Annotated in this window: 25 protein-coding genes; 7 read left to right on the top strand and 18 right to left on the bottom strand. The window is 61.6% G+C overall.

The features are described 5' to 3' along the window. Positions 1 to 168: 168 nt before the first annotated feature. On the top strand, positions 169 to 612 hold the full coding sequence (locus FFT87_RS14525) for a hypothetical protein (protein ID WP_255560055.1): 444 nt from the start codon (positions 169 to 171) through the stop codon (positions 610 to 612). Positions 613 to 699: 87 nt separating this feature from the next. Here FFT87_RS14525 and FFT87_RS04455 read toward each other — a convergent pair whose 3' ends face one another. Further along, positions 700 to 1,314, bottom strand: coding sequence for a TetR/AcrR family transcriptional regulator (locus FFT87_RS04455; protein WP_219950149.1), 615 nt, complete (start codon positions 1,312 to 1,314; stop codon positions 700 to 702). Positions 1,315 to 1,370: 56 nt separating this feature from the next. Here FFT87_RS04455 and FFT87_RS04460 point away from each other — a divergent pair, with 56 nt between their 5' ends. The 4 genes from FFT87_RS04460 to FFT87_RS04475 all read left to right on the top strand — a co-directional run bounded on the left by FFT87_RS04460 (position 1,371) and on the right by FFT87_RS04475 (position 6,439). Next, positions 1,371 to 2,732 (top strand): NAD(P)/FAD-dependent oxidoreductase, encoded by a 1,362-nt coding sequence (locus FFT87_RS04460; RefSeq protein ID WP_219950698.1) that lies wholly within the window; start codon positions 1,371 to 1,373, stop codon positions 2,730 to 2,732. Between the two features lie 2 nt (positions 2,733 to 2,734). After that, positions 2,735 to 3,820, top strand: a complete 1,086-nt coding sequence (locus FFT87_RS04465) for an agmatine/peptidylarginine deiminase (protein ID WP_219950150.1) — start codon at positions 2,735 to 2,737, stop codon at positions 3,818 to 3,820. After that, on the top strand, positions 3,817 to 5,529 hold the full coding sequence (locus FFT87_RS04470) for an amidase (protein WP_219950151.1): 1,713 nt from the start codon (positions 3,817 to 3,819) through the stop codon (positions 5,527 to 5,529). Before FFT87_RS04465 ends, FFT87_RS04470 begins: the two co-directional genes overlap by 4 nt. A 115-nt stretch (positions 5,530 to 5,644) precedes the next feature. Beyond that, positions 5,645 to 6,439: an MOSC domain-containing protein gene (locus FFT87_RS04475; protein ID WP_255560056.1), complete on the top strand. Its 795-nt coding sequence runs from the start codon at positions 5,645 to 5,647 to the stop codon at positions 6,437 to 6,439. A 15-nt stretch (positions 6,440 to 6,454) separates the two neighbouring features. Here FFT87_RS04475 and FFT87_RS04480 read toward each other — a convergent pair whose 3' ends face one another. Further along, a complete protein-coding gene (locus FFT87_RS04480; RefSeq protein WP_219950153.1) occupies positions 6,455 to 6,964 on the bottom strand; it encodes an N-acetyltransferase in 510 nt (169 codons plus the stop codon). A gap of 50 nt (positions 6,965 to 7,014) precedes the next feature. Here FFT87_RS04480 and FFT87_RS04485 point away from each other — a divergent pair, with 50 nt between their 5' ends. Then, positions 7,015 to 7,656 (top strand): GyrI-like domain-containing protein, encoded by a 642-nt coding sequence (locus tag FFT87_RS04485; RefSeq protein WP_219950154.1) that lies wholly within the window; start codon positions 7,015 to 7,017, stop codon positions 7,654 to 7,656. Between the two features lie 3 nt (positions 7,657 to 7,659). Here FFT87_RS04485 and FFT87_RS04490 read toward each other — a convergent pair whose 3' ends face one another. Then, positions 7,660 to 8,550 (bottom strand): VOC family protein, encoded by an 891-nt coding sequence (locus FFT87_RS04490; protein ID WP_219950155.1) that lies wholly within the window; start codon positions 8,548 to 8,550, stop codon positions 7,660 to 7,662. A 152-nt stretch (positions 8,551 to 8,702) separates the two neighbouring features. Here FFT87_RS04490 and FFT87_RS04495 point away from each other — a divergent pair, with 152 nt between their 5' ends. Continuing rightward, positions 8,703 to 9,695, top strand: a complete 993-nt coding sequence (locus FFT87_RS04495; RefSeq protein WP_219950156.1) for a YihY/virulence factor BrkB family protein — start codon at positions 8,703 to 8,705, stop codon at positions 9,693 to 9,695. Positions 9,696 to 9,728: 33 nt separating this feature from the next. On the opposite strand, the gene FFT87_RS04500 is transcribed toward FFT87_RS04495, so the two are convergent. From FFT87_RS04500 to FFT87_RS04570, 15 genes are all read right to left on the bottom strand, one after another. Further along, on the bottom strand, positions 9,729 to 10,574 hold the full coding sequence (locus tag FFT87_RS04500) for a fumarylacetoacetate hydrolase family protein (protein ID WP_370628569.1): 846 nt from the start codon (positions 10,572 to 10,574) through the stop codon (positions 9,729 to 9,731). 38 nt (positions 10,575 to 10,612) lie between these two features. Then, on the bottom strand, positions 10,613 to 11,005 hold the full coding sequence (locus FFT87_RS04505; protein ID WP_219950158.1) for a RidA family protein: 393 nt from the start codon (positions 11,003 to 11,005) through the stop codon (positions 10,613 to 10,615). Positions 11,006 to 11,036: 31 nt separating this feature from the next. After that, on the bottom strand, positions 11,037 to 11,768 hold the full coding sequence (locus tag FFT87_RS04510; protein WP_219950159.1) for an MBL fold metallo-hydrolase: 732 nt from the start codon (positions 11,766 to 11,768) through the stop codon (positions 11,037 to 11,039). Further along, on the bottom strand, positions 11,765 to 13,246 hold the full coding sequence (locus tag FFT87_RS04515; protein WP_219950160.1) for a M81 family metallopeptidase: 1,482 nt from the start codon (positions 13,244 to 13,246) through the stop codon (positions 11,765 to 11,767). Before FFT87_RS04515 ends, FFT87_RS04510 begins: the two co-directional genes overlap by 4 nt. Further along, positions 13,243 to 14,547 (bottom strand): aspartate aminotransferase family protein, encoded by a 1,305-nt coding sequence (locus tag FFT87_RS04520; RefSeq protein ID WP_219950161.1) that lies wholly within the window; start codon positions 14,545 to 14,547, stop codon positions 13,243 to 13,245. Before FFT87_RS04520 ends, FFT87_RS04515 begins: the two co-directional genes overlap by 4 nt. Before the next feature lie 161 nt (positions 14,548 to 14,708). Beyond that, the gene (locus FFT87_RS04525; protein ID WP_219950162.1) at positions 14,709 to 15,704 is read right to left on the bottom strand and encodes a Gfo/Idh/MocA family protein; all 996 of its coding nucleotides are present in this window, start codon (positions 15,702 to 15,704) and stop codon (positions 14,709 to 14,711) included. Continuing rightward, complete coding sequence (locus FFT87_RS04530; RefSeq protein ID WP_219950163.1) at positions 15,701 to 16,807, bottom strand: pyridoxal-phosphate dependent enzyme; 1,107 nt, start codon at positions 16,805 to 16,807, stop codon at positions 15,701 to 15,703. Before FFT87_RS04530 ends, FFT87_RS04525 begins: the two co-directional genes overlap by 4 nt. Then, entirely contained in the window at positions 16,764 to 17,729 is a 966-nt protein-coding gene (locus FFT87_RS04535; RefSeq protein ID WP_219950164.1) for a dihydrodipicolinate synthase family protein, read from the bottom strand. Before FFT87_RS04535 ends, FFT87_RS04530 begins: the two co-directional genes overlap by 44 nt. 22 nt (positions 17,730 to 17,751) lie before the next feature. Further along, positions 17,752 to 18,516 (bottom strand): SDR family NAD(P)-dependent oxidoreductase, encoded by a 765-nt coding sequence (locus tag FFT87_RS04540; RefSeq protein ID WP_219950165.1) that lies wholly within the window; start codon positions 18,514 to 18,516, stop codon positions 17,752 to 17,754. Continuing rightward, positions 18,513 to 19,541 (bottom strand): succinylglutamate desuccinylase/aspartoacylase family protein, encoded by a 1,029-nt coding sequence (locus FFT87_RS04545; RefSeq protein ID WP_219950166.1) that lies wholly within the window; start codon positions 19,539 to 19,541, stop codon positions 18,513 to 18,515. The genes FFT87_RS04540 and FFT87_RS04545 overlap by 4 nt, the downstream gene beginning before the upstream one ends. Then, positions 19,538 to 20,548, bottom strand: a complete 1,011-nt coding sequence (locus FFT87_RS04550; protein WP_219950167.1) for an ABC transporter ATP-binding protein — start codon at positions 20,546 to 20,548, stop codon at positions 19,538 to 19,540. The genes FFT87_RS04545 and FFT87_RS04550 overlap by 4 nt, the downstream gene beginning before the upstream one ends. Beyond that, positions 20,545 to 21,546, bottom strand: coding sequence for an ABC transporter ATP-binding protein (locus tag FFT87_RS04555; protein WP_219950168.1), 1,002 nt, complete (start codon positions 21,544 to 21,546; stop codon positions 20,545 to 20,547). Before FFT87_RS04555 ends, FFT87_RS04550 begins: the two co-directional genes overlap by 4 nt. Continuing rightward, positions 21,543 to 22,442 (bottom strand): ABC transporter permease, encoded by a 900-nt coding sequence (locus tag FFT87_RS04560; RefSeq protein ID WP_219950169.1) that lies wholly within the window; start codon positions 22,440 to 22,442, stop codon positions 21,543 to 21,545. Before FFT87_RS04560 ends, FFT87_RS04555 begins: the two co-directional genes overlap by 4 nt. Then, positions 22,439 to 23,410: an ABC transporter permease gene (locus FFT87_RS04565; RefSeq protein ID WP_219950170.1), complete on the bottom strand. Its 972-nt coding sequence runs from the start codon at positions 23,408 to 23,410 to the stop codon at positions 22,439 to 22,441. Before FFT87_RS04565 ends, FFT87_RS04560 begins: the two co-directional genes overlap by 4 nt. 1 nt (position 23,411) lies before the next feature. Further along, positions 23,412 to 25,022: an ABC transporter substrate-binding protein gene (locus tag FFT87_RS04570; protein WP_219950171.1), complete on the bottom strand. Its 1,611-nt coding sequence runs from the start codon at positions 25,020 to 25,022 to the stop codon at positions 23,412 to 23,414. Between the last annotated feature and the right edge of the window lie 48 nt (positions 25,023 to 25,070).

Raw genomic sequence — 25,070 nt, forward strand, 5'->3', positions numbered from 1 at the left:
CGCGGTTCCGGGCGCTTTGCTGTCTGCCACCATTCTTCTTACTTGTTGCTCCGTTCCAGGAACACGCACACGCGTCAAACATCTATGAGGCACCCCCCTTTTGAGGGATAATGCTCTGCAAGCGGATATTGATGCGAGTTTTCCTAACGAGGAGCTGGAGTTAACCCTGTGAGCGAACCCGACCTTGGGCTGCCCTTAGAACGTATTGCGGAGATCCGGCGAGCTGAGGCCATTGGCCGCAAGATCAATCTCCTGCTCGACGTGATTATGAGCCCCCTCGGTGGCCCGTTCGAGTATTTTGCTGTGCGCGATCTGGCCAAGCAGCGCACGGGCTACTATCTCTCGCGCACACGATGGTCATTGCTCAAGCACGGCAAGGTGCAGGTCATTCCCGATGAGGCTTTACGTGCTATCTCCGCGGTATTCGGGGTCGACGAGGGTTATCTGCTCCACGACGACGGCAAGGTTCCCGAGCAAGTCGAGTCTGAGCTGGCGCCATTGCGGACCATGCGGCGGCGCGAGGTGCGAAACTTCGCCATTCGCACGCTGGGCCCGGTTGATCCCGCTGCGATGCGAGCGATCGCAAAGATTCTCGACGAGCAGGCTCACTAGGACAGGCATCTGACCCGTCGACGCCAACGGGATCGCGCGGCGGGTTCGCGAGTGCGTCTATGAGGTCGTCACGCTAACGCCCTGCCGCTAACTGCTCTTCGGGGCGAGCTGCACGTCGAGCATGTCGTCTAAGGTCTCCCGCACGAGAGCTTCGCGCGTTTCGCGGCTGCGGAAGTTCACAAGTTGGTAGGCCGAGGTGGCATCCACGAGGGCGAAGAGCACGAGGGCTGCGCGCTCCGGGTTGACCGGGGCAAACTGGCCGGCATCCTGACCAGCGCGGATGATCCCGATGGCGAGCGCGTGCCACGAGTCCATGGACTGGCGTGCGGCTTCGGCTAATGACTCGTTGCGGCGGCCGAGGCTCCAGGCGTCGGTCCAGACTTCGCCGACGTTATCGCGCGCCGGGTCCGCGATGGCTTCGATGAGAGCCCGGATCTGATCGAGCGGTTCGGTCGGAGTGTGGGCGTGCCGGGCTACTTCGCCGATCTCTTTCTCGGCAATCGCGGAGAACGTCGTCGCAACCAGGGTCTCCATGTTGGGCTCGTAGTGCGCGATGAGCGGTGAGGTGACTCCGCAGTGGGCGGCGAGATTGCGCAACGAGATCGCCGCGAGTCCACGAGTAAGGGCGATAGTCGCCGCTGCGTCACGAATTTCGGATGCTCGCTCGGTAGCGTTTCGTCGTCGAGCTGTGCCTGCTGCCATCCTCGAAGTGTAGCCGTTGTTGACTCTTATTGAGTAGGTGGTCAATAATGGAGACCATGCACACCATCAACCGCGACGTCATCATCGTCGGAGCCGGGGCCACCGGCCTCACCGCAGCACGAGCTCTCGTTCGCGAAGGCAAGAGCGTGATCGTTCTCGAAGCTCGAGACCGCATCGGCGGGCGCCTCTGGACCAACTCCATCGACGGCCAAATGTTTGAGATCGGTGGCCAGTGGGTATCGCCTGACCAAACCGCTCTGATCGAAACCCTCGCCGAGCTCGGCCTCGAGACGTACGAGCGCTACCGCGATGGCGAAAGCGTTTACGTGTCGCGCGATGGTGTGGCTCGCCGCTTTACCGGCGACATTTTTCCGGCGGGAGCTGCGACCGAAGCCGAGATCACACGGCTCATCTCGACGCTGGATGCCCTCGTGGCTGAGCTTGACCTTGAAGCTCCGTGGGAGCATCCGCGGGCCACGGAATTCGACCGCATCTCGTACCGCGCGTGGCTAGAAAGCCAGAGTGCGGATGCCGAAGCGATCGACAACATTGCCCTGTTCGTTGCCGAGGCGATGCTCACCAAACCTGCGCACTCGTTCTCGCTGTTGCAGGCGTTGCTCATGGCGGCCAGCGCAGGCAGCTTCAGTAATCTCGTTGACTCCGACTTCATCCTCGATAAGCGCGTGATCGGCGGGCTTCAGCAGGTTCCGTTGCTGATGGCGGAAGCTCTAGGCGCTGACGTGGTGCGGCTCTCGCAGCCCGTTCGCCACATCGAGTGGGATGCCGCCGGCGCTACGGTCACGAGCGACGAACTTACGGTGCGCGCGCAGCACGTGATCGTTGCCGTGCCGCCGAACCTCTACGACCGCATCGACTACGTTCCTGCCCTGCCGCGCATGCGCCAGCAGATGCAGCAGCACTCCTCGCTTGGCCTCGTGATCAAAGTGCACGCCACCTACGCGACCCCGTTCTGGCGTGCCGCTGGCCTCTCGGGCACGGCCTTTAGCCCGTACCAAATCGTTCACGAGGCTTACGACAACACCAATCACGGCGAGGAGCGCGGCACCCTTGTGGGCTTCGTGTCTGACGAGAGTGCTGACGAAATGCTCGCGCTGAACCCCGAGGAGCGGCGATCCCGCATTCTCGAATCACTCGCAACTTACTACGGCCCGGAAGCGCTCGCGCCGGACGTCTATTACGAAAGTGACTGGGCCTCCGAAGAGTGGACGCGGGGCGCGTACGGCGCAAGCTTCGACCTCGGCGGACTCACTCGCTATGGCGCGCTGCAGCTTGAGCCGGTTGGGCCGATTCAGTTTGGCTCCAGCGACCTCGCGGCGGAAGGCTACCAGCACGTTGACGGCGCCATTCGTGTGGGCCGTCGGCTCGCGGCATCCATTATTGACGCGACGAAGGGCTAGCCATGAGCTGGAGAATGCCGTCCGAAACTGCCGATCACGAGCGCACCTGGATGGCGTTCCCGCGCGTCGGCGAAACGCTCGGCGCGACCGACTCCGAACGTGAGCTCGGCTACGCCGCCTGGGCTAAAGTCGCGAACGTCGTTGCCCAGTTTGAGCCGGTCTCGATGGTCGTCGACCCGACCGAAACGCTTCGTGCCCGACGGATGCTCGACAGCAGCATTGAGCTGCTCGAAGCACCGCTTGATGAGTTCTGGATGCGCGACATCGGGCCCACGTTCGTGCTCGACGATTCGCGGCCCGGCGTACTTGGCGCGGTCGACTGGATTTTCAACGGTTGGGGCGCCCCCGAGTGGGCGGAGTGGGAGCAGTCGGCCAAGATTGCGCGCGTCGTAGCCGAAGCAGCCGACGCCGAACTTGTGAGCTCCTTGCTCGTTGCGGAGGGCGGTGGCCTACACGTCGATGGCGAAGGAACCGTGCTGCTGACCGATACTGTTCAGCTCGACCCGCGCCGCAATCCGCTCGCTGACCGCGCCCGCGTCGAGAGCGAAATGCTCCGCACCATCGGTGCAACTCACGCGGTGTGGCTGCCGCGCGGCCTCACCCGCGACTACGACGACTTCGGCACCAACGGTCACGTCGATATTGTGGCGACGATCGCGTCACCGGGTCGCGTGCTGCTGCACGCTCAACCCAACCCCGAACATCCGGACCACCAGGTGATGGCCGAGATTCGGGCCAGCCTCGAGAGCCAGCGGGATGCTGCCGGTCGCGCCTTTGAGATCGTCGAACTGCCCGCACCCGCCGTGCTTCGCGACGACCATGGCTTCGTCGACTACAGCTACGTCAATCACCTCGTCGTCAACGGGGGAGTCATCGGGTGTGGCTTCGCCGATGATCTGGCGGATGCTCGAGCCGCCGCCATCCTGGCTGACGCGTATCCCGGCCGCACCGTGCAGATGGTCGACTCCCGCGAAATATTTGCTCGCGGCGGAGGCATTCACTGCATCACCCAGCAGCAGCCGAAACTGCCCGGCAGCGGCGAGAACCCAGACGGTGCTGCCGCCGGACCACAGGGAGCGATCGTATGAGTACCTTCGATGTCGTTGAAGCGTCGATAGCTGAACTGCAGGTGGCGCTCACGGCAGGAGCCCTCACGAGTGAACAACTCGTCACCGCCTACCTTGAGCGGATCGAGCGCTACGACCGCAGCGGGCCCATGCTCAACGCCGTCGTGGTGCCGAACTCCGAGGCTCTTGCCGAAGCGCGCGAGTCTGATGCGCGCCGGACCGCCGGTCGACTGCGCGGCCCGCTCGACGGCATCCCGTACACGGCCAAAGACAGCTACCTGCATCGCGGGCTCACAGCCGCCGCGGGCAGCCCCGCCTTCGCCGAGCTGATGGCGATGCGGGATGCCGCCACGATCGGTGCCCTACGCGACGCCGGAGCGATCTGCCTCGGTCTCACCAACATGCCCCCGATGGCCAATGGCGGAATGCAGCCCGGAGTCTACGGTCGCGCCGAGAGCCCCTACAACGCCGAGTTCCTCACGGCGGCCTACGGCTCGGGATCGTCGAACGGATCGGGCACCGCAACGGCAGCGAGCTTCGCGGCCTTCGGTCTCGCGGAAGAGACCTGGTCGAGCGGCCGGGCGCCGGCATCCAACAACGCCCTCTGCGCCTACACCCCATCTCGCGGCGTAATCTCGGTGCGCGGCAATTGGCCCCTTGTTCCCACGATGGATGTTGTCGTGCCGCACACCCGCACCATGGCCGACCTGCTCGCCGTGCTCGACGTGATCGTGTTCGACGATGACGATACTCGCGGCGACTTTTGGCGCTCGCAGCCGTGGGTCGAGATTCCGGCGGCGTCTAGCCTGCGGCCGGAGACCTACTTGTCGCTGCTGCCTGAGGCGGCGGAACTGCCGTTGGCGGGCAAACGCTTTGGCGTTCCCCGGATGTACATCAACCGCGATACCGAGGCGGGCTCGGGCATGCGTGGAGTCGGCGGTCCGACAGGAACCGCGATTGACACCCGACCGAGCATCCTGACCCTGTTTGACCAGGCTCGTCGCGACCTCGAAGCCGCAGGCGCAACAGTCGTGGAGGTCGACTTTCCGGTCGTCTCGAACTACGAAGCCGACCGCGCAGGCGCACCCACGATCGCAACCCGCGGTCTGGTGAGCCCCGCATTCTTGAAGCGCGAAATCGTCGACCTCTCCGCGTGGGCATGGGAAGACTTTCTCCACGCCAACGGTGACCCCAACTTCGACACGATCGTCGGCCTCGACGGCAGCACAATCTTCCCGACAACGCCGGGCACTCCGCATGATCGCTACGACGGCTTTGAAGACGACATCGCCGTGTATCCGACGCAGGTGCGCGATCACCCCTACGAGAACTTCACCGACATTCCTGAGCTTGAGGCGGGCGTGCGCGGCCTCGAAGAAACTCGTCGCATCGACCTTGAGGAGTGGATGCGCGCCAACGAGCTCGACGCCGTAGCCTTCCCCGCGGTCGCCGACGTCGGAGCCGCCGATATGGGCACAAACCCGGCCACGGCGGCAGCCGGTTGGCGCAACGGTGTCTGGGTCGCGAACGGCAACCTCGCGATTCGACACCTGGGCATACCGACCGTCACTGTACCTATGGGGCTCATGGACGACATCCGGATGCCCGTGGGAATCACCTTCGCTGGTGCCGCGTACTCCGACCTCGACCTGCTGCGCATCGGTGTTGCGTACGAAGCGATTTCGCGCCGTCGTGAGGAACCGCCGCTCACCCCGCGCCTCACGTCGTAATCGGGAGTCGCGAGGAACGACTCAGCCTCACCTCGCCGGCCCACAAACCCACCGTCTGGCGCGGTGGCGTTGTTAGAATTCGCGCATGCGCGTGACACGACTCAGAGTGTATCCAGTGAAGTCCTTCGCCGGCGAAGACGTAGATTCGGCTGCCGTCAATCCGTGGGGGCTGGAGCAGGATCGTCGTTGGGCGCTCGTCGATAGTGCGGGAACCAGCCTGACCGCCCGCCAACATAACCAGCTGCTTGGGCTCTCGGCCAATGCGCTGAGTGACACTGCGGTGCAGCTTGCCGATCGCGATGGCTCCAGCGTCACTGTTGACATGCTCGACGGTGGTGACACCATTCAGGTGAGTCACAGCGGCCAGGGCACAGCGGTAGCCGCCCGAGGCGAGGTAAACCGGTGGCTGAGCGAACGGGTCGGCTTTGACGTGCGGCTTGTGTGGCAACCCGACCCGACCGTGCGCGCGATTGATCCCGAAGATGGCGGGCAACCCGGAGAAGTGGTCTCCCTCGCGGATGGTGGCCCGCTCCTTCTGGCAACGGAGCCCTCGCTGCGCCAGCTCGACGAGTGGACTGATCCAGAGGCGGTGCCGCTCGACATGGTGCGGTTTCGGCCCAATGTCATCATCGACGACCTCGAGCCATTCATTGAAGAAAGCTGGACGAGCGTGACCATCGGCGATGTGCGGTTTCGCGTCACCATGATCTGCGACCGCTGTGTGATGACCACGATCGAGCCCACCACCCTCGTACGCGGTAAGGAACCGATTCGAACCCTGGCGGTGCATCGGCAACGGGATCACAAGACCTGGTTTGGCATCCGGCTCACCCCGCTAGACCCGGGCCGCATCCACGTGGGTGATCGCGTCGAGGCCGAGGTTAGCGCCGCATCGACCGTCGTAGGCTAACCTAGTGGCACAGCTCTAGAGCTGCTTGATCATTTCGAGTTCACGTCGAGACTTGTCGAGAATGTAGGGAACCGTGTGCCGCGTGAGGGTGAAGCCGCGGTTTTCGTAGGCAACGCGAGCGCGAGCGTTGTCTTCGTGCACGCCGAGCGTGAGAGTGCTGCCGTAGCGGAAAGCCCACTCTTCGATCGACGCGAGTAGGGCATCCGTCACTCCAACTTTCCGACCACGAAAATCGGGGGTGACGTACACGCCAACGAGAAGCGGGCCCGTTTTTGCGTCAGGAATGTAGCAGCGCATCGTACCCACCCATCGGCCTTCGGTCGTGATCGCTGCGACCGCGATGCTCAACATGTTCTGTCCGCGCACAGCCCGGAGTCGCCACTCAGCTTCGGTGGCGCTCTGTGCATCCTCAAGGTGTTCCGCGAAACCAATCGGGGTGTCGGCGAGCATCTCCAACCGCAGATCGCGGACCTCGCGCCAGTCGGTCGCATCCGTTCGTCGTATCAAGAACCCTGGCTCGCGCATGGGTCGAGCATATGCGGAAGATTCCACTACAGTTTTTAGCGGAGGCACCCATGCCGGCGAAGATTGATTTCAAGAAGACACTCGACGCGTATCAGGCGCGCCACAATGAGTTCAGGATTGTGGATGTTGAGCCTCAGCAATATCTGATGGTTGACGGTCATGGCGCTCCCGGAGAAGACAGCGCCTATTCGGCCGCGATCGCCGCGCTGTACCCGGTGGCGTACACCCTGAAATTTGCGAGCAAAGCCCTCGACCGCGATTATGTCGTGCCGCCACTGGAGGCACTCTGGTGGGCCGAGGACATGGATGCATTCACCACGGGGCGCGACAAATCACAGTGGGACTGGACAGCGATGATCCTCACGCCCGAGTGGATCACTGAGCAGATGTTTCAGGATGCGGTTGCCGCGGTCATCGCCAAGAGCAAGACTCCCGAGAGCGTGCCAGTGAGTCTCGCCAAAGTGCGCCTCAACACCCTCGACGAGGGGTTGTGCGTGCAGACACTCCACTTTGGCCCCTATGACGATGAGGCCGAGATTCTGGCGCAGATGCACACCGAGTTCATTCCCGAGCAGGGGCTGCGGATGACCGGCAAGCACCACGAGATCTACTTCAACGATTTTCGCAAGGTCGAAGCATCCAAGCTGCGCACGCTGCTGCGGCAACCGGTGGAGCGGGTCGCGGAGGGCTGAAAGCTAGAGCTTGGCCATTTCAATCTTCTTCATCTCCATCATGTGGTCGAAGGCATCGGGTCGCTTCATGAGTTCATCGATGTTGTGGGGAGTGATCTGCCAGCTCACCCCAAACTGGTCTTTGCACCAACCGCAGGCTTCCGCTTCGGGAACCGCCGAGAGCGCCTCCCAATAGCGGTCAATTTCGGCCTGATCCGCACACGGCACCACAAAAGACACCGCTTCGGTGAACGTCGACTCCTGTTCGATCCCAGCGTCCATGGCCACGAACCACTGATCTCGCAGTCGAAAGTCCGAAAAATTCACTGCAGCACGGATGGCCGGACCCGTCTGTTCCGCATGCCGAATATCGGTGCCCATCTTTGAGCCATCGAATACCGAGAGGTAGTACTCGGTCGCTTCATGGGCGCGATTCTGGGCAGAACTCCCGAACAATAGCGAGGGGATGATCATGGGCCGCGGTTCGCCGGTCGGATCGGTGAGCATCAGTTGCCAGTTCACCCCAAACTTGTCACGCACCCAGCCATACCTCGAGCTGAAAGGATATTCGTCTAGCGGCATGAGGGCCTCACCGCCGTCAATGAGCTTCTCCCATAAGGCGTCAAGATTGTGGCGGGCATCCGGATCCACTGACGGATCGAAGTTCACCATGAAGGAAATCGCGGAGGTGAAGGTGAAGAGGTCGCCAGCGTTGAGCGCCAAGAGGCGTTGGCCGGCGATCTCGAAATCTACCGTCAGCACGTCACCAGCAAAGTCCTTCTGGAAATCGGCGAGACCTTCAGTTGGATAATTAGTGGTGTTGCGGATGGCGGCTCTCGGGAACGCATCCACGTAAAAAGCGGCCGCCTCCTCGGCGGAGTGATCAAACCAGAGACAGGGCGTAATGGCGCTCATGTGATGCTCCTGAAAACTGATGTCGTCGCGGAGCGCGGCGGCTATTCCCAAGATAATAAACCCGCCGCTCGGCTTTGAGAAGGTTTCGTTTAAGCTGGCGGGATGAACGTGAACGAGTTGGGCATCGCCGCTGTAGTGAAAGCGCCGCTCGCATGACGCAGCCCGCCAGCTCTCTCGCCGATGCTCGACGTGAATGGCGCTACGTATTTCGGCGCGCATTCCACGGCTTCATGCGGCATCGCGGCATCGACTCTGCGGCCACCCTCGCATTCTTCGCCGCGCTCGCGATTTTTCCCGCCGCGCTCACCGTAGTTTCGGCGTTCGCTCTGGGCCAGGGCAAAGAGCAAGCGGTAGACACGGTGCTTGATTTGGCCAGTGAAGTGCTGCAGCGAGACACCGTCGATGCTCTCGGGGAACCCATGGTGCAATTGTTTTCGGTGGGCAGCCCCGGTCTTGCTCTTGCTATCGGAATTGCGCTCAGCGTGTGGTCGATGTCGAGTTATGCCACCGCATTCGGGCGCGCAGCAAACAGCGTTTACGAGGTGCAAGAGGGCCGCCGTTTCGTGAAGTTCCGCGGCCTCATGCTGATCCTGTCTGGCTTCTTGCTCGTCGCTTTTTTGGCGGTCGCCGTGCTGTTGCTGACAACCACCAATGTGGCCACCGCGATCGGAGAGGCCTTCGGCGTTGGCGAACCCTGGGTGGCGCTCTGGTCGTACGGTCGCTGGCCGGTGCTCGGCGGCATCCTCACTCTCATCATCGCGGTGCTCTACTACTACACGCCAAACATCCGCCACGAACGGATGCGGTGGGTGAGCACCGGCGCTGTGTTCGCGATTGTCACGTGGGGTCTTGCCACAGCAGCTTTCGGCTTCTACGTCTCAACGATCGCGAACTACGATCGCGTCTATGGCTGGCTCGGCGGAGCGCTCGCCCTCCTCATCTGGCTCTACATCAGCAACTTGGCGATCGTTGCGGGCATCGAAGTGGATGCCGAATTCACGCGCCTGCGTCAGCTGCTGGCCGGCGTCGCCGCCGAGACCACGGTGCAACTGCCGCTGCGTGATACGGCCCGCAACCTGATTCTGGCTCGCCGTCAGGCCGAAGATGAGGCGGCGGCGATCGCCATTCGTCAGCGTCGGGAGTGATGCAGCTGGTCGTCTCTTCACAGAACCCTACGTCTAGGGCGCAGTGAGACCGAGGGGATTGCTCGGCGTTGTGATGACATTCTGATGTTGGACTCCAAGACCAGAGATGCTGAGTTCAATTGTGTCTCCATCGTGCAACCAGCGTTGCGGGGTCATCCCCATTCCGACTCCACTTGGCGTTCCGGTATTGATCAGATCACCAGGTTCGAGAATCATGAACTGACTGATGTACTTCACGATCTCAATGGGGTCGAAAATGAGGTCGGACGTCGAACCATTCTGGTAACGGTCACCGTTTACTTCGAGCCAGAGATCGAGATCCGAAATGTTCTCGAACTCATCAGCCGTAGCTAGCCATGGTCCGCAGGGATTGAAAGTGGGGGAGGATTTTCCTTTGGTCCACTGTCCACCGCGTTCGAGCTGGAATGCGCGTTCGCTCACATCGTTGCTCAGTACGTAGCCGGCAATGGCTGCGCGAGCAGCGTCGTCGCTGTCTAGGTAGAGGCTTCGGCGGCCAATCACGATTCCGAGCTCGACCTCCCAGTCTGTCTTCGATTCACCGCGAGGTAGCCAGATGTCGTCGTCTGGGCCAACAAGTGTGTTTGGTGCCTTGGTAAACAAGATCGGCTCGTCGGGTATCGGCATGTTGGACTCGATCGCATGCTTGCGATAGTTCAGTCCGACACAGATGATCTGGTGTGGGCGGGCGATTGGTGCCCCAATACGCTCGCCGCCTAGCCCTCGTGTCTCGCCAGCGGCGGCGCGCTGGTCAACTACGGCCCGCAACGTGTCAACTCCACCGGCGGCAAAAAAGGGTGCGTCGAAGTCGGTAAAGAGGTCGGAGACATCCACAAGCACGTCTTCGGCTACGCGAACCATGGGACGTTCCTGTCCAGGGGCGCCAACGCGCATGAGTTTCACAGTGTCACGTCCGCGGAGCTCGTCGGCTGCCCCAGGTAAACAACGGCCTCGATCTCAAACTGGAGGAATTCGAATCCCATCGCCACGGTCGTGCGAGCGGGGCGCGGGTGAGTGAACTCCGCCAGATACAGCTCGTTGAAGCGGGGCAATGCCGCCTCATCACGCACATAGGCTCCGATGCGCACGATGTCGGCCCGTGTAGCGCCGGCCTCGGCAAGCACGCGATCTAGACCGGCGATCGATTGAGCAAATTCTTCATCGAAGGTGCCGGGAATGAACTTTCCTGTTTCCGGATCAGTTGATGCCTGTCCGGAGATATACAACCAGTCTCCTGCTCGTACGGCTGGTGTGAGGGGGCGGTCGGGTTGGGCTCCAAAGTGAGTAATCACGATGTTGTTCCTTTCGAAGGGGGCGTCAGAGTCAAGATAGGAGGGAAGGGGGGCGTTCGCCGCGGTCGAAGGCGGCGATTGCTGCCTGGAGGTGCGCGGAGGCGCCACCGAGCACTGCAGCGCCGTGTCCGGCGAAAAGCTGGTCAATGCCGAGGGAGGCAACAGCGCGGATGCTTCGCTCGGACTCTATTAAATCGGCATCGGGGGTGGCCAAGTGGGCAATCCGGCCTTGAGGAAATACGAGGTCTCCGCTGAACAGGCCGCGCCCGCTTGGTGTCTCCGCGACGAATACCATGTGGTCTGCGCTGTGTCCGGGCGTCGCCATTGGAGTTACCCGCACGTCACCGATATCCAGCGGGCTCGTGATCGTGGTGGCGGCCACAGCTTCTAGCCGCTGATCGGCCGGGTAGACGCCTTCTCGGCGAGCACCGGGAAGCCCGATGGTTTCTTCATCGCCCGTGCGAATAATTTCCGCACAGCGTGCGCTAGCGAGTACGGGCGCGTCAAAGGCCCGAGCGAGCGTCGCCGCTCCGCCCGAATGGTCGACGTGGCCGTGAGTGACAAGAATTGCCCGGAGCTGGGCCCCGTCGAGGAGTCGCTCAGCCCGCGAGACGAGGGCGTCGGAGGAGCGGCCCGCGCCGGTGTCGATGATGATCGCCTCGCCACGAGAGTGGATGATGTAGGCGTTGCCATCCCAGTAGTCACTGATGCCAAAGCCAAGGTAGCCGCTGGCCAGCAGGGAACACTCCGCTGTCAATCTCATGCTGACCCGTCATGGGCGAGGTGATCGGTGCTGACGGTTGCTTGCTGATAGTGGAGGCGGCCCAGCAGAGAATCAGTCTCTCCCGGTGTTCCGGCAAAAATGAAGTGGTCGCTGTATCGCGCCCAGCCCGCACGAAGTGCGGCAGCGCCCTTAAGCAGCAGGGCGTCATAGTCAGCGGGATCGATGCCCAAGGCCGTGAACATTCCAGGATCGTTCGGCTGCACCGGGCTCCCCTGAATCACGATATCGAGCGCGCCCATCCGCACCCACGCTGCGCCCTTCATGTCCACAACGGTACCGGTGGACATGGGGCCAGTGTTGACGAATTTGCCGTCGGTGACGTTCAACACTTCTGGGCTGCCTTGCAACGGTTGACCTGATCGATCAGAGGCAAAGCCCCCGAGTTCACGAAGTGGATCTCCCTCGCAATTGCGCAGCATGGCAAGGGCGGCGGGGTCGAAGATGGTCGTGAGAAAACGCCCCTGGCCGTGAAGCTGCGCCGCGTGGGCCAGCCAGGTGGTGTCTCCGCTCGCGCCGCCGTTGATGTTGTCGCCTGTGTCGGCGATCGTCACCGGTCGCCCTTCAGCGCGCAACGTCGCTGCTCGCTCGACGGCGGCTGTCGCATCAGGATAGTCCGCGGCAAACTTCGTTGCGCTGGCTTCAGCCAGTTGGTGCAGGGCTTCGACGACTCGTTCTGCAGCCTCGGCACGGTCGGGCGGGCCCGAGGCAAGAAAACCCATTCCCGTGTGCCGGGTATCTGAATAGGCGTAGCCAGCGAGTACTGTCACATCGAGCAGCGACTCTTTCTCCTGCAAAGATCGAGCTGTGTCGATGAGTTCACGTAGAGGGGAGTCCTGAGTGCTCTGGGCCGCCGGCGGTGCGACGATGGACAGTCCACGGTGTGCTCGGTAAGGCACAGGATCACCGCTCAGAATCCCGGCGAGGGCGGATGCTGCATCGCGGCCGCGATCATACGTGTCCACGTGCGGATTGGTCTTGTATCCGATGAGGATCTCAACATCGTGCAGGCGCTGATGGGCAAAGTTGGTATGAAGGTCGAGTACCGCGGCAATCGGCACTCCCGCGGCCCGAGAGCGGATCACGGCGACGATCTCCTCTTCAGCATCGCCGACGCCATCAGCCACGAAATCTCCGTGTAGTTCGAGCAGGATGCCGTCGAGTTGTTCAGCCCCGTCGAGTGCTGTTGCCACAGCTGTGAGGATGCTGTCGAATACAGTCGCCTCGACGGTCCCAGAGGGGGTTGCGAAGGTGGCAAATAGTGGCACGATGTCGAGCTGCTTCTCGCGAGCGCCATCGAGAAAGCCGCCACAGACGGTGCGGGTGTCCTCGAACGCGTCAAGCACTTCGTCGCCCACATACCAGCGATGTGCGAACTCCTTTTTACCGGTGCGCAGGGGGCTGAAGGTATTGGTTTCGTGGTAAACCCCGAGAACCCCGACGCGAAATCTCGAGGTCACGCGCTCTCAAGCGCCGTGAGCGCTTCGTCGAATATCCCGATCGTGTGATCGATTTGAGCTTCGGTGTGGGCTGTCGAGAGATACCAGCGACCGCCGGCGACCGCGAAGATCCCCCGGCGAAGAAGTTCGAGGAGAAGCTTGGCGTAGCTCTCCTGGTCCGTCTTCTGAAAGTCGGAGAAGTCTTCGACGGTCGGGAGGCCGAGGGTGACCTGAACAACGGGGCCGACCTGATTCACGGCGCCCGTCATATTATGCGCAGCGAGGGCGTCACGAAAGCCGTTCGCTAGTCGTGCGCTAAGGGTTTCAAAACGCTCGTAAACCCCGGGCTTGCTGAGCTCGTCGAGGGTGGCTCCCGCCGCGGCAAGCACGAGGGGATTGCCGTTGTAGGTTCCGGCATGAGTGACACCGTTGAGGGTGAGGTCGAGCAGGCTTGCCTTTCCGAGCAGTGCTGCGAGGCTCAGTCCGCCCGCGACGGCCTTTGCCAAGATGATGATGTCCGGGGCCACGCCGTAGCGTTCCACTGCTCCGCCGAAGGCGATCCGTAGGCCGGTGATGACTTCGTCAAAGATGAGCACGACGCCGTGTTCGTCGCAGATTTCTCGCACGCGTTCGAGGAATCCCAGGGGAGGCTCGATGACGCCAGAGTTGCACAGTACCGGCTCGAGGAAGACGGCGGCAATGTCGTCTCGTTCGGTGAGCAACGTTTCAAGCTCTTCGGCTCGGCCCCAGTTGAGTACGTGCGCGAGTTCTGCCGAGCTTGTGGCTTGACCTCGGCTTTCCAGAGCGATGTCACTTTCGGCGCGGGGGCGGTAGCCCACCAGCATTGGATCTGACCAGCCGTGGTAATGGCCAGCGAACTTCACGAAATGCTCACGACCCGTCGCCGCGCGGGCAATACGCAGGGCGGAGAGGTTCGCCTCGGTGCCCGTGTTTGACCACAGCACGCGCTCGGCGCAGGGGAAAGCTTGGAGCAGTCGCTCGGCTATTTCAAATTCCAAGAGGTGACCAGATCCGTAGGTGGCACCCCGCGTGATCTGGTCTTGCACCGCGGCTACGAGCGCGGGATTGCCGTGACCGAGGATGTTGGGACCCCACCCGAGCACATAGTCGATGTAATCATTGCCATCGAAGTCGGTCAGGGTCGCTCCAGCCCCACCTGTAAAGAAGAGCGGATGCGGACGTGCCGTTGCCCGCAGCGCGGTTGCTACACCGCCACTGACAGAGCGAGATGCACGCTCCCACGCTTCGCGTGATTTCGGCCACTCCGAGATCACTTTCGTCTCTTCGCCGGTCGCAGTCATTCTCTCTCCTTAGCCCGGAAGGGCCGCCATACTCTCCGTATTGCCCAAGAGGCAATGTGATGTTCCGCACAAATACAGCGTTCGCACAACCCTGACGGGCCTACGAGCGGTTTCACGGTTAGTTTTATCTAGTAAGACTATCAGTTTCAACTAGTAAAAGTTTAGAGGGCCAGATCTGCGCTGTCAACGAGAATGGTCGTCCAGGCACGCTCGCGGACCGAGCGCGCGACTGCCTCAGCGACCGCGAGTGCGGCGATTCCGTCGTCGAGCGTGACGATAGGCTGCGCTCCGCCGGCGACCGCAACGAGATGGTCCGCTTGCCGGCGCAGAGCTTCGGCTGGAAGCTCCGCGCAATCGCGCACCTCTTCGTCAGCGCCAGCCCGCCGAATGCGAATCTGGCCACCGCTGAGGTCGGCAAAGAGGCTTCCCCCTGATCCAACGACATGGATCGTGCGCACGCCGACAGGCTCGACGTAGTCAAGATGAACCGCGCCGCTGAGCCCATCCGCATGCACCAGAAGTGCATCTGCGACGTTCGGAGACTCGACATGCGCAACCTCGAGAAACACCCGAGTGTGCGCCACAGTTTCTGTGATCGGTCCGAAGAACCAGCGCAAGTAATCCCACTCATGCGAGTAGTCGCGAAGCAGACGGTTTTCGTCAGGAATCTGGAATCGCGACTCCGCGGCGACGATAGTGCCATACGCCCCCAACATCACTTGGTAGCCGGTGGGCTTTCCAATCACGCCGGACTGTAGAGCGGTTCGAACCTCTCGCACGACGGCACGATGACGCAGAACATAACCCATTAGCACCCGGGAGTCGCTCGAACGGATGCGATCGATCAGGGCCCGGTCGGCTAGCGATGGAGCAAGAGGCTTCTCTACGAGCGTCGGAATGCCTCGCGAAGCAGCCTCAGCAAGTTGCGGCAAATGAAAGGGGTCTGGACTAGCGATCACTAGTGCATCTAGCCCGGAATCCACGAGCGCCTCGAGAGTCTCGGCGGGCTCAGTAGCGAACTCATCACGAACTCGATCGCGCAATGACGCTGAGGGATCGAAGCCGACTGTCTGCACGTCGCCTCGCTTGCTGAGCACTGCGATGTGCTGACGACCAATAGAGCCGAGGCCCGCGACACCGATACGCAACGTACTCATCGTGGATTCTCCTGTGTTAGCAACGTTTCAAGCAACCGATCGAGGTCAGAGGCCGAAACGGGGGCATCCTCCGCTTGCCGCGCAAATCGTTCGATTGATTGTGGATCCTTGTATCCAGCGCCGCTCACAACCGCGACGACGCGGGCGGAGCGATCGATTAGCCCCGTCGAGAAAGCCTGGCGCGCTCCCGCGAGCGAGGTCGCTCCGGCGGGCTCGACCAAAATACCCAGTGCGGCGAGATCGCGCTGAGCTTCATAAACCTGCGCATCTGACACCGCTACTGCCGCGCCACCGGTCGCTCGGATGCCGGCCGCTGCTGACGGACCGTCGTAGAGCGCCGCCATTTGCAGTCCTGAGATCTCGGTTCCGGCGCCGCGAGCGCGACCGATTGGGTCGCCCTCCAAAGCCGAAATGAGGCCGTCCATGCCGTCAGGGTGCACACCAAAGACTCGGGGGGTGCGTTCGGAAGAGAGGAAGCCCTGCGAGAGCCCTGCAACAAGCCCACCGCCGCCGACGGGGGCGAACACGTGGTCGGCTGCTGCGGCAGACTCGTCGATCTCCCAGGCAATGGTGTGGATGGCGCGCATCGCTTCTGGAGCGAATCGAAAGCCGGTGAGCATCGGGGTGTAGCCGAATCGCTCCGCCGCGGCAGCCACTTTCATCGCTGTGGCTATCGTCGCATCCGCATCGTGACCCAGCCCATCGACTTCAATTACGCGAGCACCATAGGCACGGATCTCACGCACCTTGCTTTCGAGTGCTCCTCGCAGGACTAAGAGCACTGCTTCGAGTCCGGCCGCCGCGGAATACGCGGCAGCAGCGGCTCCGCCGTTACCGGAGGAAGTGCCTAGCGCGCCTCGAAGGTTGTGCTCGCGGGCCAAGGAGAGTGCTAGCGAGGCAATCCTCGCTTTGAAGGAGCCCGTGGGGTTCCGGTCTTCCATCTTCAGCTCGAACCGGGCTAGTCCCTCAAGTCCGGGGACCACTCCGGTCAGATCGAGCTGAGGGGTCCCGCCCTCGCCCAGAGAAACAATGTTCTCCGGAGCGAGGGAGGGAAGTCGATCAGCGAAACGCCACATGCTCGACCGATCCGGAGGCCATGGCACGATCCAGAATCTCGGTGACTCCGTCACAGAACTCGGCGCTCGGAATCTGCTCAAAGGGGCGACCCATGGGTTGCGCGAGCGGGAGCTCTAGTGCCCACGCGGTCGCGACTTTAAGCGCCGCAATTGCCTGGGCTGGTCCGCCAGCGCCGGCCCACGGCACCCCGATGATGCCGAAGGTCGCGCTGACCCAGCTCGACAGTTCCCATGCCCGGGCGCGGTCGCCATTGCGCATCACTCGCCACAGTTCAGCAAAGACAACAGGCGCGAAGTTTGCGAAACCGGGAACAACGCCCTGGAAGCCAATCGCATCCACGGATTCGAGAGTTATCTCACTACCCGCATAAGCCTTGAATCCTGACTCGAGCGGGATGGCTGCGCGAAGCAGGCGACCTGACGTGAGGTCTCCTGACGAGTCCTTGACGCCGTCGATGGCGCCATCGTGAGCGAGCCGAGCCAGTAGGGCAACGCTGAGCTTCTGTGGTGTGCGAGGCGGTACGTCATACGCAATAATCGGGAGGTCAATCGCCCGGATTGCCTCGAAGTGGCGACGCAGCTCGTCATCGCTGTGGGTGAAGTAGAGGGGCGGAAGCACGAGAAGGGCGTCAGCGCCGCGGGCCTGCGCCTCTCTGGCCTCGATGACGGCATCATCTGTCGACAAGCCGGCGACACCGGCCCAGACGGGAATCCGGCCCGCTGCTGCCTGGACCGTCACCTCTGTGCTGCGGAGGCGCAGCGGTGCACCGAGGGTGCCGAGCTCGCCAGTCGAGCCTGCGGAGAGCACGCCGTCGATGCCAGAGGCGACCTGCGAGTCGACGAGCGCGGTCATCGCGCTCACATCGATGTCTCCGGATGCATCGAGCAACGTCACTAGTGGAGTGATGATGCCGTCGGGGAGTGCTGCTGAAGTGCCAGGGTGCGTCATTGAAATTGATACCTCTCAGTTGTTAGCGAATGAGCCAGCCGCCATCGACAGTGATGTCGACGCCGGTGATGTAGGAAGCCTCGGGACCAGCGAGGAACGAGACGACGTCAGCAACTTCGTTCGGCCGCCCTTGTCGTTCGAGCGCAGGCACGCGTTCTGTTCTCGCGCCGGTACCGCCGTCGATGACGTCGCCAGGTGCGGGACTCGCGTCGGTGCGGATATCTCCGGGAGAAACAGTGAGAACTCGGATGCCCGCGGGGCCAGCCTCGGAAGCAAGAGCCTTGGTGAAGGCGTTCACCCCAGCTTTCGTCGCCGTGTAGACGGCCGCGCCGGGTTGCGTCGCTTGTGCCATCACTGACGAGATCGAAATGATGACGCCGGCTGTGCCTTGGCGCCGAAATTGGGCGCAGGCGGCGACCGAGGAGAGGATTACCGCGCCGAGGTTGACCGCGAGCATTGCCTGAACATGAGGTTCGTCAATTTTTTCGGCAAGCCGTCGAGCTCGATCCCCGGTCAGCGCCGCACAATTGACCAGGACATCGAGGCCGCCGAGGGCATCCACGGCTTCTTCGACTAGTCGGGTCGCTGCGGCTTCATCAGAAAGATCAGCGACGAGGCCGCTGACCTGGCCGTCGAGCCCAGAACTTTCGAGGCTCTGTCGCAGCGAATCCGGAGTACGCTGGGAGACGGCCACCGAAGCTCCGTTAGCGAGAAAGCGCTGGGTGATTGCTGCCCCAATCCCCGTTGCGCCCCCGGTTACTAAGACTCGGGTAGGTGATTCACTCATCTCTCGGACACTTTCTCCCTGGTCAGTTCAGCCCTCGCCGCAACATTCGCGGCGATTGCATCGCTTGCTTTTCCGAGGCGATCACGGCGCTGCGGCACAACACCAACGAGCGGAGTTCCCGCGGATACTCGAGAGTGCCGACGAATGGTGGCGATCAGCCCGCTTGCTGAAGCGGTCACGGTCTCGAGTACGCGTCCGAATTCGTCGACGACGTGGCCGATCGTATCTCCGCTGAAAACTGAGTCGAGGAGTCGGTTCTCTGTGACAAAAAGTCCGTCGTGAGCCGCGTTGGAGAATGCGTCGACGTCACCGTCACCGTGAATCCATAGTGCGTCACGAGGTGTCTGGTCTTCATTCTGCGCAGCGACGACGCCGAGAGCGGCAAGCACCCGGAACACGCCATCGCGATAGGCGGCAAGGTTCGCGGTGGCGAGCACTCCACCAGCGGACGATTCGACGTAAATAGCGGGAATTCCGCGGTCTCGAGCGACACCAAGCGTTCGACCAGGGCCGAGAGTGTCGTGAGTCCAGATTGTCGGTGCCCCGAATGCAACGGTAAGTTCGACAGCCCGCGTTGCCGCTGGTGATCCGTCATCAAGACAACCGGCAAATAATGGCATCTCGGTGTCAGGGCTGGAGGTGTGCAAGTCAATGAGCACATCCGCCACGGAAATGAGGTGCGTCGTGATCAGGTATGCGATCTTCTGCGTCACAGATCCCGTTTCGTCGCCCGGAAAAACACGAGCCAGATTCTCTCCATCGAAGGGGCTCTCGCGCTGATCCGCGTTCCAGGCCGCTTCATGCGCAATCGGCGCGACGATCACCCGACCACGAAGCATCGGCCATGGCGACTGCGTAAGTGATCCCGCTGCGACGACTCCGCCGACCTCATTGCCGTGAATTCCACCAATGATAAGAACCGTCGGTCCAGGAAGACCCGAGTCGAGTTCGTAGACGGTAACCCCGGGGTCCGCGGAGCCGGCATCAGCGCCGATACGGCTTGATGTCCAATGCCCAGATGTCATGCTTGATCCTCGCCCGCCATCGACTCCTCTTCCGCGAAGAAGCAGGCTGACTCGGAACCGGAAGGAGTTCGGATTTGCAGGAGAGGACGCTCTTGAGCGCACTCCGGCTGAGCCTTCCAGCACCGAGTGTGGAAGGAGCAGCCGGGGGGTGGCGCTGTCGGACTCGGAAGCTCGCCCTCGAGCAGTCGCCGAGTCGAGAGCGCCGCAAGACGCGGATCCGGCTGAGGGACTGCTGACAAGAGAGCTTGAGAGTACGGATGTGATGGTCGAGTGAATACCGTCTCTGCATCGCCATACTCAACAATGCGGCCCAAATACATCACAGCTACGCGATGAGCCAGGTGCCTCACCACTGCCAAATCGTGGGCAATGAAGAGGTACGCAACGCCGAGCTCGCGCTGCAAGCGTGCAAGGAGGTTTATGACCTGAGCTTGGATGGACACATCGAGCGCAGAAATCGGCTCGTCAAGAATAAGAAGTCGAGGTTCGAGCGCCAGAGCGCGGGCGATGCCAATTCGCTGACGCTGTCCTCCGGAGAACTCGTGGGGGTAACGACCGAGAGCCTCCGGCCCCAACCCGACGAGGTTGAGGAGTTCGCGCACCCGCTCCCGCCGCTGACGATCATTGCCCACTCCGTGAATCTCCAGCGGCTCGAGCAGGATTTCCCCCACGGGCATCCGAGAGGGGAGAGATGAGTAGGGGTCCTGGAAAACGAACTGAACATCGCGACGCATTTTGCGCAGCTCCGCGGGACGCAACTTTGCTAGGTCCTGACCTTCGAAGCGCACCGAGCCTGAGGTGGGCTCGTGAAAGCGCATGATCGTCTTACCAACGGTCGACTTGCCGCAGCCAGATTCCCCGACTAACGCCACCGTCTCACCCGGGTAGATGTCAAACGAGACATCCGTGACTGCACGGACGCTTCCCACTTGCCTCTGGAGAAGGCCACCGTGTACGGGAAAGTGCTTGACGAGGTTCTCTACAGAAAGAATCGGTTCGCCTGTCATTGGTCGCCCTCCGTCGTCGCGAGTTCTTCTGTGAAATGGCAAGCAGAAGCATGGGCATGCCCAACCGGCTGCAGTTCCGGGCGCGTATCTCGGCACACGTCGCGGCCCCGGCCTACGGGACAGCGCGGCTCAAATGGGCAGCCCGAAGGCAGAGCGCGAGGATCTGGCGGATGCCCACCAATCGCCAGCAGTTCGTGTTGGCGAGAGCCAAGCCGAGGAAGACTGTCAAGAAGGCCACGAGTATAGGGGTGGCGAGAACCATGGAAGAGAGTGTCAACCTCGGCAGACTCAACGACGCGACCGCCGTACATCACGACTACCCGTTGAGCGAGCTCAGCGATGACGCCGAGATCGTGGGTGATCATGACGAGCGCCGCGTCGTTCTCTCGCTGCACTTTACGAAGCAGGTCAAGAATTTGCGCCTGAATAGTGACATCCAACGCTGTCGTCGGCTCGTCGGCGATAATGAGTCGGGGTCGATTGGCAATCGCCATCGCGATCATTGCTCGCTGGCGCATCCCACCAGAGAATTCGTGAGGGTAGCGGCGCGCACGCTGCTCCGGTGAAGGAATGCCGACCTCGGCAAGCAGCTCGACAACGCGTGCTGCCGCCGCGCGTCGCCCGAGGCTGCGGTCGTGCCGAAGCAAGCTTTCTGAGATCTGATCGCCGACGCGCATTACCGGATTGAGTGCGGTCATCGGGTCCTGAAATACGAGGCCGATTTCCTTACCCAAGATTTGGTTGCGCTCGCGGTCAGACATGGTGACAAGGTCACGGCCATCGAACCAAGCGTGGCCATCCACGACACGACCGTTCGACGGAAGCAGCCCGAGCGCAGAAGCGATGGCGACAGACTTACCGGAACCGGACTCGCCAACCACTCCCAGAGTTTCTCCGGGCATGACCTCATAGCTCGCGCCGTTCACAGCAGGAACAATTCCCCCATCCACCGTAAATTCGGTCGTGAGGTTCTCGAGTTTTAGCAGCGGGGCGGTCATCGTGACGACCTCGGGTCGACCGCATCGCGGAGCCCATCTCCGACAAAGTTGACGGCGAGCACCGTCACCGCAATCGCGATTCCCGGTGGCAACCATAGCCACGGTGTTGTTTCAAGGATGGTGAGTGACTGTGCGTCGTTAAGCATGTTCCCCCAGCTGGCAGTGGGCGGCGGTACACCGAGCCCAAGAAATGACAAGGCGGCTTCAAGCAGAATCGCTTGGGCTACCTCAAGCGTGGCCACGACGGTGAGTGGCGCGACGACCGAAGGTACGACGTGCTTTCGCAAGATCCGCCCCGGACTTGCACCGAGGCCAACGGTGGCCTGGATCGAATCTTGCTCGCGAAGCGACAAGGTCAAGCCGCGAACGATGCGGAACGCGATGGGCCAGCCGAAGAGTCCAATCGCGATGATGAGGGTCGGCAGGCTGGGGCCGACAAAAGCAACAATCACGATGATGGCAATCAGCGTCGGGAAGGTGATCACGACATCCGCAAACCGACTGATGAGGCTATCGACCCAGCCCCCGAAGTATCCAGCGACCGCACCAAGCACGAGTCCCGTAAAGGTGGCGATGAGGGCGGCAGATAGACCAACGATCAGGGATATCTGACCACCAGAAATGAGGCGAGCCAGCACATCGCGCCCGGCCGCATCAGTGCCGAGCAGGTGTTCCGGGCTTGGTGCTCGGCGGATGGCGCGCACATCGACGGCGTTGGGGTCGATCCCGATAACGAAGGGCAAAATGATTGCCGCAAGGGCTAACAGCACCATGACTACGAGCGCGATGACCGCAACTCGATGGCGCAGGAAGCGGCGAATCGCGAGCTGCCTCGGCGATGCTGAGTCCGGGGTTTCCTGTGGGCTTACTGACGGGCTGTTGTCGGTGGCAGTCATCGTTTTGCTCCTGTCAGCCGAATGCGCGGATCTATTGCGGCGTAGAGAATATCCGCGATGAGGTTAGCGATAAGCACGAACACCGCGACGAAGAGAACGAAACCGAGAACGACCGGGTAGTCGCGGGCGCGCACCGCGTCTAAGGCGAGGCGGCCCATCCCGGGCCACGAGAAGATCTGCTCGATAACAACGGCGCCGGCGAGAAGGTTGGGAATTTGGATAGCGAGGACGCTCACGAGAGGAATCATCGCGTTGCGGAGAGCGTGGCGGCTAATGATGCTAAAGGAGCTAAGGCCCTTAGACCGCGCGGTAGTGAGGAAGTCCTGATTCAACACTTCGAGCATCGCCGCTCGAGAATAGCGAACCCACGGACCGGCGAGCGCGAAGCCGAGTATCGATGCGGGAAGGATGAGGTGCACAAGAGAGTCGAGGAATCCGCTTTCTCCGGGGGAGTTCATCCCTGCCGTGGGCAACCAGCCCAGCTTTAGGCACACTACGTAGATGCCGAGAAGAGCAACGAAGAAACTGGGAACCGAGATCGCCAGAAGGCTGACTACCGTCGCGCCATAGTCGACGACGGTGTTGCGGCGGATTGCGGCGATAATTCCGACGGGAATTCCGACGGCAAGAGCGATGAGCAGCGCGGTTCCGGTGAGTCGAACAGTTGCGTCGACGCGGGAGAAGAGCAGTTCTGTGACGGGGCGTCCATTCACGTAGGAGTAGCCGAAGTTGCCCTTGAGCACCTCCGAAATCCAGATTCCGTACTGAACAACCAGGGGCTGGTCTAGCCCAAGCTCAGCGCGCCGCCTGGCAACAGCCTCTTCCCAGTCTCCGCGAAAACTTAGCGGATCGATCATCATCCGAGCCGGATCACCAGGCATTATCTGCAGCAAAACAAACAGCAGCATACTGATTCCAACGAGGACGACAAGGGAGAGTGTCAGGCGGCGCGCGAGCAAGGCAATCATGCTAGTCGGTGACCGTCCATTCAGCGGCGTCCCAGAACGCATCCGTTGCGAGCGGGTTCAGGTCTAGGCCCTGAAGGCGGTCGCTGGTTGCGCCCAGTACATTCGGAACGTAGAGCACCATGATCGGCAGTTCCTCGTTCATGATGTGCTGCGCTTCCGCGTAGATCTTTTCGCGTTCCGACTGATCGGTGGTCGCTACGCCGGCCTTGAGAAGAGTGTCCAACTCAGGGTTGCAGTACGCAACCAAGTTGGCTCCACCGATCTGCTCACACATAACGCGAGCGTTCATCGATGCCGGGTCAACACTGAACAGGCCATATGCCGAGAGAAGCGTTCCGAAGGTACGGTTACCGATTCGGTCACCCTGCTCTGCCGGCTCGACTTGCTCAACAACGGCGTTGATTCCCACCTCTTGGAGTTGTGCCGCCACGATAGTCATGATCGTGTCGCGGTCGCGTTGCCCGGGGACAATCATGAGCTCGACCGTGGTGCTGGCATCCCAATTCGCTTCAGCGAGGAGGTCACGCGCCTTTTCTGGGTCGTAGTCGTAGTGAGTGAGGTCACCGGGGACTGCCCAGTCAGGACCGTGAACGAGAGTGTCGACGACCTTGCCGTGGCCGGCAAGTACTTCATCAACGAGTGCCTCGCGGTCTACAGCGTGCATGATTGCCTGACGCACGAGCGGGTCTTGCAGCGGCGGCATGTCTAGTGCGGGGTGCAAGGCCATGACGCCTGGTCCCTCGACCTCTTGCAGCGTGATTCCGTCGATTCCGCTCATCCGCTCAAAGTCAGCAGCGGAAACTTGAGCGAAGTCCAATTCGCCGGTCTCGAGCTGAGCCATAGCGACGTCGGTGGCAAGGTAGCGTGCATAAACGCGGTCAAGACCGAGTTCGCTGCGGTATTCGGGGTTAGCTACGAACGATGCTTGATCGTCGGTGAGCCATTCCTCGAAGATGTAAGGTCCGATGCCGACGCTCGGTTCCCGGAAGAACTGGTTGTCGGTGAGTCCTTCGAGCGGAAGCTCTCCAACGATGTGCTCAGGCAGAATGAAGAAAATCGGAGCTACGAGTTCTTCGAGGAACGCGACGTTCGGGTCCTCAAGCTCGATCTCGAAGGTGTAGTCATCCGGGGCGCGGAAGCCAGCGACACTATCTGCCGCACCGTCTGCAAACTCGGTAGCGCCGACTACTCCGGCGTACTTGCCCGCATAGGCGCTTCCGGATTCTGGGTTTGCATAGAGGTTGAAGGTGAAAACAACGTCGTCTGCAGTGAAGGCTTCGCCATCGCTCCAGTTCACGTCATCCCTAAGGTTGAACGTCCAGGTGCGCCCATCTTCTGACACATCCCACGATTCGGCCAACCGGGGGCCGTACTCGGCATCAGCTGTGACAGACAGAAGTCCATCCCAGTGCAACTGGCCCATGAGCTGGTTGGGCCCAATTGCCGCCACTAGCGGGTTGAAGGTCGTCGGAGCTTGATACAACTGCACGCTAGCCTCACGCGAGTCGCTGTCACCCCCGGAACCATCGTTGGTGTTCCCTGAGCACGCCGTCGCCAGAAGGGCGACGACAGCCGCCGTAGCGACCAGCATGAGTGGTCTACGAGTTCTCATGTGATTGTCTCCGTTTCAGAACAGACCGGCAACGCTGCCGAGCTGTTT

This window comes from Salinibacterium sp. M195, assembly GCF_019443965.1.
Taxonomy (GTDB): Bacteria; Actinomycetota; Actinomycetes; order Actinomycetales; family Microbacteriaceae; genus Rhodoglobus.